Annotated in this window: 12 protein-coding genes; 7 read left to right on the plus strand and 5 right to left on the minus strand. The window is 38.4% G+C overall.

Features of this window, described 5'->3' with window-relative positions:
* Window positions 1-134 precede the first annotated feature (134 nt).
* Window positions 135-785 carry a peptide-methionine (S)-S-oxide reductase MsrA gene (msrA, locus tag SY85_RS03275; RefSeq protein WP_335583199.1) on the plus strand — a complete coding sequence of 217 codons (651 nt, stop codon included), beginning with the start codon at window positions 135-137 and terminating at the stop codon, window positions 783-785.
* Window positions 786-1119: 334 nt separating this feature from the next.
* Entirely contained in the window at window positions 1120-2151 is a 1032-nt protein-coding gene (locus SY85_RS03280) for a WD40/YVTN/BNR-like repeat-containing protein (RefSeq protein WP_066401791.1), read from the plus strand.
* Window positions 2152-2154: 3 nt separating this feature from the next.
* On the opposite strand, the gene SY85_RS03285 is transcribed toward SY85_RS03280, so the two are convergent.
* The 3 genes from SY85_RS03285 to smc form a co-directional block, all read right to left on the minus strand.
* On the minus strand, window positions 2155-2742 hold the full coding sequence (locus tag SY85_RS03285; RefSeq protein ID WP_066401792.1) for a peroxiredoxin-like family protein: 588 nt from the start codon (window positions 2740-2742) through the stop codon (window positions 2155-2157).
* Between the two features lie 79 nt (window positions 2743-2821).
* Window positions 2822-3151, minus strand: a complete 330-nt coding sequence (locus SY85_RS03290; protein WP_066401793.1) for a DMT family protein — start codon at window positions 3149-3151, stop codon at window positions 2822-2824.
* A gap of 92 nt (window positions 3152-3243) precedes the next feature.
* On the minus strand, window positions 3244-6765 hold the full coding sequence (gene smc / locus SY85_RS03295) for a chromosome segregation protein SMC (protein ID WP_066401794.1): 3522 nt from the start codon (window positions 6763-6765) through the stop codon (window positions 3244-3246).
* Between the two features lie 187 nt (window positions 6766-6952).
* On the opposite strand from smc, the gene SY85_RS03300 reads away from it, so the two are divergent.
* Both SY85_RS03300 and SY85_RS03305 read left to right on the plus strand, forming a co-directional pair.
* Window positions 6953-7738 (plus strand): universal stress protein, encoded by a 786-nt coding sequence (locus SY85_RS03300; protein ID WP_066401795.1) that lies wholly within the window; start codon window positions 6953-6955, stop codon window positions 7736-7738.
* Between the two features lie 89 nt (window positions 7739-7827).
* Window positions 7828-8775 (plus strand): arginase, encoded by a 948-nt coding sequence (locus tag SY85_RS03305; protein ID WP_066401796.1) that lies wholly within the window; start codon window positions 7828-7830, stop codon window positions 8773-8775.
* A 7-nt stretch (window positions 8776-8782) separates the two neighbouring features.
* On the opposite strand, the gene SY85_RS03310 is transcribed toward SY85_RS03305, so the two are convergent.
* Together SY85_RS03310 and SY85_RS03315 are read right to left on the minus strand one after the other, a co-directional pair.
* Window positions 8783-9697, minus strand: coding sequence for an SDR family oxidoreductase (locus tag SY85_RS03310; protein WP_226998983.1), 915 nt, complete (start codon window positions 9695-9697; stop codon window positions 8783-8785).
* A gap of 21 nt (window positions 9698-9718) precedes the next feature.
* Complete coding sequence (locus SY85_RS03315) at window positions 9719-10345, minus strand: hypothetical protein (protein ID WP_066401797.1); 627 nt, start codon at window positions 10343-10345, stop codon at window positions 9719-9721.
* 184 nt (window positions 10346-10529) lie between these two features.
* Between SY85_RS03315 and pfkA the strand changes: the two genes are divergently transcribed.
* The 3 genes from pfkA (at window position 10530) to SY85_RS03330 (ending at window position 13484) form a co-directional block, all read left to right on the plus strand.
* Complete coding sequence (gene pfkA, locus SY85_RS03320; RefSeq protein WP_066401798.1) at window positions 10530-11513, plus strand: 6-phosphofructokinase; 984 nt, start codon at window positions 10530-10532, stop codon at window positions 11511-11513.
* Between the two features lie 134 nt (window positions 11514-11647).
* Window positions 11648-13141 (plus strand): pyruvate kinase, encoded by a 1494-nt coding sequence (pyk, locus tag SY85_RS03325; protein ID WP_066401799.1) that lies wholly within the window; start codon window positions 11648-11650, stop codon window positions 13139-13141.
* A 4-nt stretch (window positions 13142-13145) separates the two neighbouring features.
* The gene (locus SY85_RS03330) at window positions 13146-13484 is read left to right on the plus strand and encodes an avidin-fold protein (RefSeq protein WP_066401800.1); all 339 of its coding nucleotides are present in this window, start codon (window positions 13146-13148) and stop codon (window positions 13482-13484) included.
* Window positions 13485-13668: the final 184 nt, after the last annotated feature.

The raw sequence follows: 13668 nt of genomic DNA on the forward strand, positions 1-13668 counted from the left end.
GTCTACAAATTTACGATTACTGCGCCGCTTCTCTTAAAGCTTTGTCAAAGCTTAATTAAACCTCTTGTTAAATCTAATTACCTATAGTAGATTACAAGCTGTTACAATGAACTTTGTTATATATGTTTGTCGCAATGAACAAAATTCTGTTTGCAGTGTTGATTATGTCGGGATTTATAGCAGGCTGTTCTGCAAAAACCCAAACTAATAAATTAAGTGCGTCAATGATGAATGTAAACGAAACTATTGATACAGCTACATTTGCAACGGGTTGTTTTTGGTGTACAGAGGCTATTTTTGAAGAGTTGAATGGTGTTTTGAAAGTGACCTCTGGATATTCTAACGGCCATGTGGCCAATCCAACCTACAAGGATGTATGTACAGGTGAAACTGGTCATGCAGAATGCGTTCAAATACTGTATGAACCTAGTAAAATTTCATATGATGAACTATTGGAAGTATTTTTTCAGGTACATGACCCAACTACTTTAAACCGGCAAGGTGCAGACGTAGGTACGCAATATAGGAGTGCTATATTCTATCACAACGATGAGCAGCGTAAAAAGGCAGAATATTATAAAACAGAATTGAATAAAAGCGGCGCCTTTAACAAACCTATTGTAACAGAGATAGCTGCTGCTGAAACGTTTTATCCAGCGGAGGATTATCATCAAGAATACTATGTAAATAATAAGAACTCTAACCCTTATTGCGCGGTAGTTATACGTCCTAAGTTGGATAAGTTCAAGAAGGTATTTGCGCAAAAACTTAAATCAGCTAATTAGAATATATAACTTAATCGAGGCCCCGCTTGTAGCGGGTTTTTTTTAACCGCGGATGTTAGGGATTGTTGATTGGATTAGCATGATTACAGTCCTGAATAATTTAAAAAACCTTCTGTCAGTAGAGTTTATGTTCTTCCAAGTATAATATGATGAGAATTATATATTCTCCATCTATGTGTATTTAATTAGCCACATTGCTTTTAATTGGGTTCTAGGCTGTTATAATATCCGAATTTCATAATTTGATTTTCCGCATTTTCCTTTACTATATACAGCTTGAAATATAATTACTCCAGTTTTGACTATATTGTAGATACATTAGGAATAATTATCCATGAAAAAGCTATTACTCCTCCCCTTCTTACTGCTTGTAGTAACAAGTTTTAGTCAATACCCAGAAATAGCAGTTCTTACACAAGGTACCAAAACAAGTATCCGTGGTCTAAGCGTAGTAAATGATGCTACGGCATGGGTTAGTGGCAGCAATGGAACGGTAGGTAAAACCACAGATGGGGGAAAAAACTGGAAGTGGATAACCGTAAAAGGTTTTGAAAAAAGGGATTTTAGGGACATAGAGGCTTTTGATGCTACAACAGCTATAATAATGGCTGTTGACGCTCCTGCCTATATATTAAAAACAGTTGATGGTGGTTCAAGTTGGAAGATAGTATATGAAAATGAAACGAAAGGCATGTTCCTTGATGCCATGGAATTTTGGAATATAAATGCAGGTATCGTTGTAGGTGATCCCATTGATGGTCGACTATTTATTGCTCGCACATTTGATGGCGGTAATACCTGGAAGGAAATACCAAATGAATACAAGCCGAAAGTAGATAGTGGAGAAGCCCTTTTTGCAGCTAGTGGCACAAATATCCGCATATTAGATCGCGATGAAGCCATTTTTGTAACCGGCGGATTACAGTCACGTGTATTTATTAGAGATAAGATTATTGCCTTGCCTATTATTCAAGGAAAAGAAACAACAGGCGCCAATTCTATTGATGTTATGGATAAATACTCAAGAAACGGTGGACAAACGTTAATGGTTGTTGGCGGCGACTTCAATAAACCTGATAGCGATACTTTAAACTGTGTATATAGTACTAACCGTGGTAAGTCATGGCAAACGCCTAAGCGCGCGCCCCATGGCTACCGTAGCTGTGTGGAATATTTATCTAAAAAACACGCTATTACTTGTGGTCTTAATGGTGTTGATTATACCATTGATGGTGGTAAAAACTGGAAATTGATCAGTAAAGAAGGTTTTAATGTTTGCAAAGTAGCTAAAAATGGATCGGCAGTATACTTAGCTGGTAGCAATGGAAAAATTGGCAAAATTATTTCTGACAAAAGCAAAAACTAATTTCTACAGATTATTCAATAAGTCTTTTACAAGAACACGCTTACGGTAATCTTCTTCAAAGTATCTGAAAGTAATAGTGCCATCACGGTTTACAATGTAAACAGCAGGGACAGGCAAGTAGGCTCGTTCTTTTTGCCCGTTGATTTCTAATAGGTCATTTCCAAAGCTTTTATAGCGTTGCTGCGTTTTCTCATCTACCTGATAGGCTACTCCATACCCTTTAGCAATCTTCATGTCTTCATCGTGAAGAATTGAAAAAGTTGCTCCTGTTTTTTCTACTGTTTTTGTAATGCCTTCACCTTTTTCTGGAGAGATGGCAACTACTTGAGCGCTCTTGTCTGTCAGTAATTGTAAAGAATCTTGCATGCGCTTTAATTCTTTGTTACAGTAAGGACACCAATTCCCTCTATAAAAGACCACTACTACTGGGCCTTTTTTCCGAAGATCTTTTAAGCTTATCTCTTTGCCATTCTGATCTTTCCCTTTAAAATCTGGGGCTTTGGAGTTAATAAACAAGCCTTCAGGTTTGTCCTGTGCGTTCACAATGGTGAAATTGAAGACGAGAAAAGCAAGGGCAAGAAACTTCTTCATAACAGGTATTTATAAGTTCAAATGTAAGATAGGTATATTAGGTTTTTTAATGGATGCCTGTTCTTAACAAACTGTTGCATTATTTTTTAAACATAAAATATACGGCACACAACAAAAAACCAAAGCTGATCAAGTAGCGGTAATGAAAGTGCTCTTTTAATACAAAAACAGCAAACAAGCTAAAAACAACCAGTGTAACAACCTCTTGAATGATTTTAAGTTGGAACGCACTAAACCCGCCTACATAGCCCAGTCGGTTTGCCGGCACCATTAGGCAGTATTCAAAAAAGGCTATGCCCCAACTTAGCAAAATTGCTTTCCATAGAGGCATACCCGTATTTTTTAAATGGTAATACCAAGCAAACGTCATAAATACGTTGGATGCCAATAACAATACTAATGTTCTCATACAAACAATAAAAAAAGACTACCAAAGCAGTCTTTAAAAGTAATTCAATATGAAGTAATTTATTCTTTTAGGAGTCTTTAGAATAAAATTCTTTAATTCAAGTTTCTAAAGTCCACACTCACCAGCTTACTTACTCCCGGCTCTTGCATGGTTACACCATAGATCACATCTACAGTGCTCATAGTGGTCTTGTTGTGAGTAACTATAATAAATTGAGAGTTTTGGCTAAACTCACGAATCATCTTTGTAAACTTACCCACGTTAGCATCATCCAGAGGGGCGTCAACCTCATCAAGAATACAGAATGGAGCAGGCTTAATCAGGTAAATGGCAAACAGTAAGGCAGTTGCCGTTAACGTACGCTCACCACCACTAAGCTGTCCAATGCTAGCCGGGCGTTTACCTTTTGGCTTAGCCATGATGTCAATTCCTGTTTCAGCCAGGTTGTCTGGATTTTCTAAAATCAAATCACACTGATCATCTTCGGTAAACAAGGCTTTAAATACTTTATGGAAGTTCTCACGTACTTGGTTAAACGTATCTAAGAACTTCTGGTTGGCTGTAGTTTCTACTTCAGCAATTGTTTGCAACAGGCTTTCTTTAGCAGTAACAAGGTCGTTCTTTTGTTCAACGATAAACTCATAACGTTTCCTCATTTCTTCAAAAGCCTCAATTGCAGTTGGGTTAACCTCTCCGAGGTTCTCCAACCGCTTCTTCATTTTGTCGGCTTTTTCCTGAAGCTCCTCCACTGGAGTTGTTCCAGTTCTAGCTTCATCAAGTATCTCTTCCAGATTAATTCTAAACTCAACGTGCAAGCGTTCTTTCATACCGGCCAAGCCAAGCTTAACATCTGTCAGTTTATCCTTAAGTGCATTTAAAAGTTGCTCAATGGCATCTTTCTCTTTAACTATCTGGCGCAACTCGCTTTCTTTAGTGCTTAACTGGTTGCGTATATTATAGTATGCCTGGTCTGCTTCATTTAGGCTGCTTTCTTCCGCTTCACGTCTGCGCATTAAATCATATAACGCATCAGCTATGCCTTGAAGGTCTTCCTGTAATGTTTCAATATTAGAAGTAGCTTCTCCTAATTGCTTTGTGTTTGTTTCTACTTGCTGGCGCAGGTCGTTTAATTGATTGCTCTTGAACTGATGTTCCTGTTTTAAAGCAGTGATCTTACTTTGCTGGCGTGTTAGATTCAGGTTGCTTGCATTGTACTGGGTATTTATTTCATTATACTCCATTTCAATGCGGCGGTAATCACTTTCTGCTTGTTGTAAACCTTCCGTATACTGTGTAAGATTTTCATTCAAAGAGTTCAATTCTCCTCTTACTGCTTCAATTGAAGCCTGAGTCTGATCTAACTGGCTGTGTAGATCTTCTACGCGGGTACGAGATTGATTTTGTGTATGTACCAAGTTCTCCAAGCGGTTTTGAACAGAGAACATTTGGTTATTTAACTGTCCAATCTCACGCTCCGTATCCTTAATTACATTCTCTTTCAAATCCTGGTTAAAGGCTATTACTTCATTGTGACGAGCTTGTATCTGATTTTTCAAATCATCTACTACCACTTGTTGTGCTAAGATCTCTTCCTGTAATTTCTCCAGGTTTTTAGCACGACCAATTTTCTTGCCTTCAAATAAACCTACACTACCACCTGATAGAGAATATTTACCTTTTACATATTTACCATGACGTTCCAGTATAACCGCGCCATTAGTACTTTCTAAAGCAATATCAGAATCTGCAATAAAAACGTTGCCTAGTAATTGCTCTGCTAATTTCTTGTACTGGGCATCAACTTCTATTACATCCATTGCTGCAATGGTGCCTTCTGGTTGATGGCCAATTGCACCTTCTGTTGAATTAACCTTATCCAAAAGGAAGAAGTTTGCCTTACCTTTTTTGTTTTCATCCAAAAGATGAATGGCTTGTAAACCTTCTGCCAGGTTGTTTACTACATAGTAGTTCAAATAAGGTTCCAATACATTTTCTACAGCAGCACGATAGGATTCTTTTACATAAATGATATCTGAAAGAATTGGGGCTTTATGGTTCCAACCTTTATTATTATGTAAGAACTTAATACTTTCTGGATAGCCTTCCATGCTATCGATGAGGCTTTTCAGCAGGTCGTGCTCATTCTTCTTAGCGTCAAGCTTACGATTTTCTTCTGCTAATTGGGTACGCAACTCCTCTAATACAGACTGAGTCTGTAAAATTTGCTCTTTGGTAGTATTATGGTGATGCTGAAGTTGGTCCAGGTCTTTTTTCCGGGTTTCCAGCTCTTTTTGCTTATTATCTTTTTCTACTTCCAGTTGTTGTATCTGCTCCTCACGGTTAGCGCGTTCTTCCTCTATTTGGTGAATGGCACGTTGCAAATTCTGAATAGAGGTATCTGCAATGGCAACTTTTTTCTCTGCATCAAATTGGTTTCGCTGTACTTGCTGGAAAGAGTTGCGTAAGTCATTAACAGCCGTTCTCTTTTCGTCTAAGATGCTACGCTTCGCATCTACCTGGTTGCGATATTCTTCTAATTGAGAAGTCAGGCCTTCTAATGCACCTTCTTCATCTTTTATCTGTTGCTCTGTAAAGACAATACTCTCCTCAATACCAGTAATTTGGCCACCGGCCTTTGAAAGGAAATCTTGAAGTCCAGTAGCTCTTTCTTTCAAATGCTCCAGCCGTTGAGAGGCTAAGCTCTTTTCGTTTTCTTTGGTTCGCACCTGTTGCACCAGCTCATTAAATGACTGTTGCATGCTATGCAAGGATTTTTCTCTTTCTATGAAGCCTACTCTTTCTTGTTCCAAAGAAGCTTCGCGTGTAGCTATATCAGCTTCTAAAGCAATGCGTCTGTCTGTTTCTTTTTCATGTTGCTCATTCAAGTCTTTGAACGTTAGATTGAAACCTTCGAGTGCAGCCTTAGCTAATTCAATTGAGATCTCACGATAATCCTTCTTGATCTCATAGTATTTCTCAGCTTTTTTTGCCTGATTTTCAAGCGTTTTAAGCTGATTGTTAATTTCAAATAACAAGTCCTCAATACGATTCAAGTCTTGTTCTGTAGCGTCTAACTTTTGCTTTGCTTCCTTTTTCCTAGTTTTATAAATAGAAATCCCGGCTGCTTGTTCTAACATCCGGCGACGGGAGTTTTCCTTGTCTTTGATCAAGTCGTCCACCATGCCTAATTCAATGATGGCATAGCTGTCTGTTGAGATACCCGTATCCATAAACAGGTTTTGGATATCTTTTAAACGACACTGTACATCATTCAGTCGGTATTCACTATCCCCGTTCTTATAGAACTTACGGGTAACTGTGATGGTACTAAACTCAGTGGGTAAGAGATTGCGGGTATTTTCAAATGTAAGGCTTACTTCTGCTAAACCGCTGGCACTACGGGTTTTTGAACCATTAAATACAAGACTTTCAAGGTTTTCAGAACGTAACTGTGAGATTTTTTGCTCCCCGATTACCCAGCGAATACTGTCCACAATGTTGCTTTTTCCGCAGCCATTGGGGCCAACAATTCCTGTAATATTTTCATCGAAGTTGACAATGGTTTTATCAGCAAAGGATTTAAAGCCTTTTATCTCCAGGGATTTTAATCGCACGCTTCAGCAAATTTTAGTCGACAAATATAACCTAATAGAGGTGAAAAAGGATGAGCTGAGCATTTTTACCTTAATTCTTAAGTGACATTTTTACACGAATTTGGCATAAAACACAAAATAAATGACAGTATTTGGTCAAATATGATAGAGAACCTTTAACTTCCTTTGACAAAAACTAAACCAACGAATGAAAACGGTTATCGTTCCTGTCGATTTTTCTCCTACTTCTTACAACTCAGCCCGTTATGCTGTTAAAATGGTTACCGGAACCTATGATGTAAACCTGGTATTATTCCATGTTTTTGAGAAAGAATCTGAAGAAGAAGAAGCTTATTTTTTATTGGAAAAACTGAAAACTGAGCTTTCTGAACAAGGTATTGCAAAAATTTCCTGTCACGCAGAACTCGGCAGCGACTTTCCTGATACATTAAGTCGTTTTGCACGTCATAGAGCTGCTCAATTGATTGTTATGGGCTTAAATGGCAAAACCAAACTGGAACAGATCTTTTTGACTAGCAATACACTAAAGATCGTAGATAAGAACCCTTGTCCGGTTATGATCATCCCTCCTTCTGCTGATTTTGCTTCCATTAAGAACATTGCGCTTACATCAGATTTTAAAGACGTAATGTCTACAATCCCGGTTCAACCTATTAAATCAGTATTGGAAATCTTCCGCCCGCAATTACATATTGTAAATGTAGATAGTGAGCATTATGTTTCTCTTACAGAGGAGTATTTGCAAGAAAGAGCCAAATTGGCTGAAATGTTCAAGGATTTCAAGCCGGAATTTTACTTCATTGGTACATTTGATTTCCACGATACGATTAACCAATTTGTTGCTGACAAAAAAATTGATATGGTAATTACTATTCCACGGAACCATTCCTTTATTGATAATTTGTTTAAATCTAGCAATACAAAAAAACTGGTATTTGAAAGTACTGTCCCTGTATTGGCAGCCCATGAATAAATGAGCTAAGTTTTGCCTGTAGAAGTACAAACCCTAATTTCGAGTTGCGGAGTTAGGGTTTGTTGCTTTGGGAGATTTAAAACGATTGCATGAAAAATATTAAGCTGATTGAGGTTCCATCAGAGATTGGAGCAGGAACTAGAGGTGCTAGTCTGGGTGTAGAAGCTATAAAAATTGCAGCTCTGGATTATATGTCCAGTTTTTTTGTACATTTTCCTTGTGAGTCCATTCCTGTAGAAAATAAATTGTTGTATGAGCCGATTCAATCACCATATGCAAAGCGCATAAAAGGAATTGTTTCGATGTATGAAAAAGTTAGTAAGTCTGTTACCGATAGCTTAAAAGGTCATTTCTTCCCTGTTGTACTTTCTGGTGATCACAGTATTGGCGGTGCTACGATAGCTGGAATTAAAATAGCTAAGCCAAAAAGTAAACTAGGCGTGATCTGGATCGACGCTCATGCTGATTTACATACCCCCTACACCACCCCATCTGGTAATATGCATGGTATGCCCCTTGCTATTTCTATTAATGATGATAATAAAGAATGCGCCGTTCATGACTTGGATCCTGAAACACAAAAGCACTGGCAATATTTAAAGAACTTAGGAAAGATTGCACCCAAAGTTTTGCCTGAGGATATTGTATTAATCTCTTTACGTGATTTTGAACGTGAGGAAAAGCATTTAATCGACAAGTACGGTATAAAGGTCGTTTCTACAAAAGAGGTTCGTAGTAAAGGGCCTGAAAACGTTGTGCGTTCTGTATTGCGTTATTTAAGTGACTGCACTGATATTTATATATCCTTTGATGTTGATAGCCTTGACTCATCCATATCAAAAGGCACTGGTACACCTGTAGGAAATGGCTTAAAAGAAAGAGAGGCTGAAGATTTGATCTCTAAGTTTATGCAGAATAGAAAAGTATGCTGTTTTGAGATTACTGAAGTGAATCCTACATTGGATAAGGAAAACCTGATGGCGGAAATTGCATTTAATATCTTGCAAAGAAGCGTAAATGTAGTAATGATGAGCTAGTCGTACACTAAATCCTTTCCATCATCGGCTTTATTTCCCTAAACGTTTTTTGTAACCCTTCCTCGAAAGAAATAGGTTTATAACCTAACTCCCGTTCTGCTTTTGCCAGTCGAAAGCCCGTTTTGGGTGGGCGTAAGGCTGGTTGTTGAAAGGTATTTGCTGTTACAGGTTCAATCAAGGACTCTTTCAGTCCTAAATACTTTGCAACAGCTATTGTCATTTGATAAGGAGTAAGTATGTCATTGCCTGAAATGTGATAAATACCGGTAGCCTTTTTAGCAATAATGGTATTTATAGCCCCTGCCAAATCTTCCACATATGTGGGCGTACGCACCTGGTCATTTACAATACGAGACATTTTCCCTTCCTTTAGCGATTTAGCTACTATTGTTAAAATATTATCTCTGCCTGACTTTGGTGCTCCATAAACTAATACCGTGCGAACAATTGACCAATCATATTCATAAGCCTGTACTGCATTTTCTGAAAGTAATTTGGTCATTCCATAGTAATTAACAGGATTAGGAACATCTTCTTCAATGTACATACCTGTTTGGCCATCAAATACAAAATCAGTAGATACATACACAAAAAAGCTTTTCAAAAAGTTTGATTGCGCCAGCAAATGTTTAGTAGACTCGACATTTGATTGATAGGCGAACTCTTTATTTAATTCACATGTATCGGGTTGAGAAATAGCACCAGCATGGACAACAATATCTGGCTTTACTTTTTGAAACAAGTACTCAACCGCATCCCTTTGAGTAAAATCCAAGGATTCGTAGCAAAAGTTCTCGTGTAGCAAGTTAATGCGACAAGCCCCTTTCCCCGTAGCAATTACTTTATAATTATGAACCAGCAAAGCCGTTAAGTAATGACCAAGAAAGCCGTTGGCACCTGTTATTAATACCTTTTGCATCATTCAAAAATAATGTTATCTCCCCTATGGTGTTTTTGCAGTAAACGTTATTAACTGTTTATAACTCATATTCTTTAACGCTGTTGGACTAAGCTTTTTCTTCTTTAAATAGGATTTGTCCAGTAGGAAATAACAGAATTGAACCTTTTCTTTCAACTTTGTAAGTTTTTCGGTCATGTCTAACGGTGCTTGAAACGTTATGACCAAATGATCCGATGATGTAGTATAGTACCAAGAAAGTGGTTTTAAGGCATTGCCGTCAGGAGTAAAAAAGTAAAAGGGAAGCGAAAGCGGCTTTTCCGAATCAGAAGTATCTTCAAATAGGTATCCTTTGACAAATACAACTAATTCACTTTTAGACAATAGTTGTATTTGTTGTTTAGAAAGTAAACGTTTAAAGGAATATTGTATGGTTTCTTGGTTTTTAATGGCTTCCCAAGATGTTACCTGTTCCCAATTAGATATAAAAATACCAGTTATTGACTTTGTTAAAGGTAATTTACTTGAATCAGGTTGTGGAGGTAAAACGGTCAAGGGGTTATATATTGTTAAAAAAAATGAAAGAGTTAAGGTGCAAAGGCTGGTCATAAACTGTCTTATAGGTATGGCAGAGGGAACTAATTTTGTGCCACTCAACAATAGAATGGACATTTAAGCAAAGGGTGATTTAATGGTGAAATAATCGATTTATATAAGAGTAATAATTTACCCATGAAGATTAATTTAATTATTTAAAATGTGTATAGTCTACACAGTTAATACAAAATCTTATTTTTGGATTTTACAGGGCAGTTGGAAGCAACTGTTCTATCTTGTTTGAAATTACAATAACCTGATGCAAAAGAAAATAAGTCGCATTGGTGTATTAACCTCCGGAGGCGATGCCCCTGGAATGAATGCTGCCGTGCGCGCTGTAGTACGTACCGGAATTTACCATGGATTGGATGTATTTGGTATCATGAGAGGATACCAAGGCTTGATGGAAGATGATATCTATCAAATGGAAGGTCGCTCTGTTGCCAATATCATTCAGCGAGGCGGCACAATCCTAAAAACAGCTCGCTGCAAAGAATTTTACACGCCTGAAGGCCGCAAAAAGGCTTATGAAATCCTAAAACAAAGAGGAATTGAAGGCCTTGTTGTTATAGGCGGCGACGGCTCATTCAGAGGAGCTGTGGCTTTTAGCCAGGAATATGACATACCTGTTATAGGTATTGCCGGCACCATCGATAAAGATATCTATGGTACCGATTTTACAATAGGTTTTGATACTGCAGTGAATACTGCTGTAGAAGCTATTGACAAAATTCGTGATACTGCTGATGCTCATGACCGCTTATTTATAGTAGAAGTAATGGGCAGAGATGCCGGCTATATAGCACTACACAGTGGAATAGCTACCGGTGCGGAAAATATTTTGGTTCCCGAACGGAAGACCGATCTTAAAGACATCATTAACTCCTTACAGGAAAAAGAACGCCGTAAAAAGCTGGTAAATATTATAGTGGTAGCTGAGGGTGATGAATATGGCGGTGCTCAAAATGTAGCCAACCTTTTAAAGGAGCATTTACCTAAGGCTGAAGCCAGGGTATGTATCTTAGGACATATTCAACGTGGAGGTGCCCCCTCCTGTTTGGACCGCTTAATTGCCAGCCGTATGGGCTATCATGCTGTTGAGTGTTTAATTGAAGGTAAATTCAATGTGTTTGTTGGTATCCTGAACAATAAAATGAACTATGTGCCACTGGAAAACGTGGGAAAAAAGAAAGGCACTATTTCTGAAGAATGGATGAAGATTGTAAAGATATTGGCTAGTTAATTTGCCCTGTCTCCTTGAAAACGACTCAGGAGTAAAGAGTCTTATAGAAAAATAACAGCTCTTTTAATAGAAGAATTTATATACGAGAAGAACTATTTCAAAACAAACTAAACTCCCCTTAAGAGGTTGGTATTATGAGTAAGAATATAGATAAATATTTACACCGTCAGATGGATAAGACGGCAGGGATTGAACACGCGTACCATCGTACTAAAATTGTAGCTACTGTAGGTCCAGCCTGCGATACACCAGAAAAGCTCTTGCAGTTGGTTAAATGTGGCGTGAACGTTTTCCGCCTGAACTTTTCTCATGGTGCACACGATGACAAAGCCCGTATCATTGAAATTATCCGCAACATCAACAAGAATGAACCTTATAACATTGCTATTTTGGGCGATCTACAAGGTCCTAAATTGCGTGTAGGTGAAATGGAAGGAGGCGGTATTGATGTTGAGCCAGGCGACATCTTAACCTTTACCAATGAGAAAGTAGTTGGTAATAAAGAAAAAATCTATGTTTCTTACCCTAACCTGCATGCTGATGTGAAGGTGGGCAATAAGATCATGATCGACGATGGAAAGCTGGAAGTACAGGTAAAAAATATTAGTGCCAAAACCGGTGAAGTAAAGGTGCAAGTAACTATGGGGGGGCGTCTTTCTTCTAAAAAAGGAATTAACCTCCCAGATACAAAAATCTCTTTGCCAGCATTAACGGAAAAAGACCTTGTAGACCTGGAATTCATTATAGACCAGCAGTTAGACTGGGTGGCATTATCATTTGTTCGTAGTGTAAAGGATATCATTATACTGCGAAATAAACTGCAAGAACGCAAAAGCAAGACGAAGATCATAGCTAAAATTGAGAAGCCAGAAGCACTTCATAACATCCGTGATATTATTGTCGAAAGTGATGGTATCATGGTTGCGCGTGGCGACCTTGGTGTTGAGCTGCCAGTAGAACAAGTTCCATTAATTCAAAAGCAAATTATTCGTAAATGCTTACACCGTGCTAAGCCTGTGATTGTGGCTACACAGATGATGGAAAGCATGATCGACCGCATTAAACCTAACCGTAGCGAAATCACTGATGTTGCAAACGCTGTATTGGAAGGTGCAGATGCCGTGATGCTAAGTGGTGAAACAGCTACAGGTCAACATCCACACCTGGTAGTTGAAACCATGCGCAAGATCATTATGGAAGTAGAGCGTACAGATTACCGTTATAACCTTGAGGAAGCGCTACAGCCTCAGCCCCACTCTCCTTCTTTCTTATCTGATGCCACCTGCTATAATGCCTGTAGCTTAGCTAAAGATGTACATGCTGATGCCTTAATTGGTATGACACAAAGTGGATATACAGGTTTCATGTTAAGCTCTTACAGACCTAAGGCTCCTTTGTATGTATTTAGTAAAGAGCGCTCACTTATCAACCAGTTAAGTTTAAGCTGGGGTGTACGTGCCTTTTTCTATAATGAAGAGGAAAGCTTAGATGATATTGTACAAGACCAGATCAATATCCTGAAAGAGCGTGGATTCTTGAAATCCGGCGATGTGGTAGTGAATACAGGTAGTACACCTGTGCATCTTCACTTACCCACCAACGTGGTGAAGATCACTAAAGTGGATTAAACACTTGATCAATTATAACAACAAGACGTTTCGTTCCGTAAACAACTCCAGCAATGGGGATGTAGGGAGCGAAACGTTTTTTTATTATCAACAGCAAGACTACATTGTTACAGCCCACTATAGCGGTGGTAATATCATTAAGGGACATCTGATTGCAATTGTTGATGAAACAGGGCACTTGAATATGCGTTACCAGCATATCAACACTGATGGAAAATTGATGACAGGCATCTGTCATTCCAAACCTGAAATCTTACCCAACGGAAAGCTTCGCCTGCATGAGGCCTGGCAGTGGACTTCTGGCGACCAATCTTCTGGAAATTCAGTTATAGAAGAAATATGAGTTTTGTGGGTTTGTGAAACGTCAAACGTGAGACGTGAAAGGAAGGTTGCACGCTACACGTACATGCAGAGAGCTAACCATTTTATATACAAAAGCACTCCACCATTGGAGTGCTTTTGTATTATATGAGCTTTTGATTTTTTTGGATTTGTGTGCTGGCACTACTTACTATTAACCATTTGTC

Source organism: Flavisolibacter tropicus (assembly GCF_001644645.1).
Classification (GTDB): Bacteria; Bacteroidota; Bacteroidia; order Chitinophagales; family Chitinophagaceae; genus Flavisolibacter; species Flavisolibacter tropicus.

What these genes read in the sequence shown, in the direction of transcription:
- SY85_RS03310 (WP_226998983.1), bottom strand. Translation starts at nt 9,697, where the DNA reads ATGATGCAAAAGGTATTAATAACAGGTGCCAACGGCTTTCTTGGTCAT.
- SY85_RS03280 (WP_066401791.1), top strand. Translation starts at nt 1,120, where the DNA reads ATGAAAAAGCTATTACTCCTCCCCTTCTTACTGCTTGTAGTAACAAGT.
- SY85_RS03290 (WP_066401793.1), bottom strand. Translation starts at nt 3,151, where the DNA reads ATGAGAACATTAGTATTGTTATTGGCATCCAACGTATTTATGACGTTT.
- pfkA (WP_066401798.1), top strand. Translation starts at nt 10,530, where the DNA reads ATGCAAAAGAAAATAAGTCGCATTGGTGTATTAACCTCCGGAGGCGAT.
- pyk (WP_066401799.1), top strand. Translation starts at nt 11,648, where the DNA reads ATGAGTAAGAATATAGATAAATATTTACACCGTCAGATGGATAAGACG.
- msrA (WP_335583199.1), top strand. Translation starts at nt 135, where the DNA reads ATGAACAAAATTCTGTTTGCAGTGTTGATTATGTCGGGATTTATAGCA.
- SY85_RS03285 (WP_066401792.1), bottom strand. Translation starts at nt 2,742, where the DNA reads ATGAAGAAGTTTCTTGCCCTTGCTTTTCTCGTCTTCAATTTCACCATT.
- SY85_RS03315 (WP_066401797.1), bottom strand. Translation starts at nt 10,345, where the DNA reads ATGTCCATTCTATTGTTGAGTGGCACAAAATTAGTTCCCTCTGCCATA.
- SY85_RS03305 (WP_066401796.1), top strand. Translation starts at nt 7,828, where the DNA reads ATGAAAAATATTAAGCTGATTGAGGTTCCATCAGAGATTGGAGCAGGA.
- SY85_RS03300 (WP_066401795.1), top strand. Translation starts at nt 6,953, where the DNA reads ATGAAAACGGTTATCGTTCCTGTCGATTTTTCTCCTACTTCTTACAAC.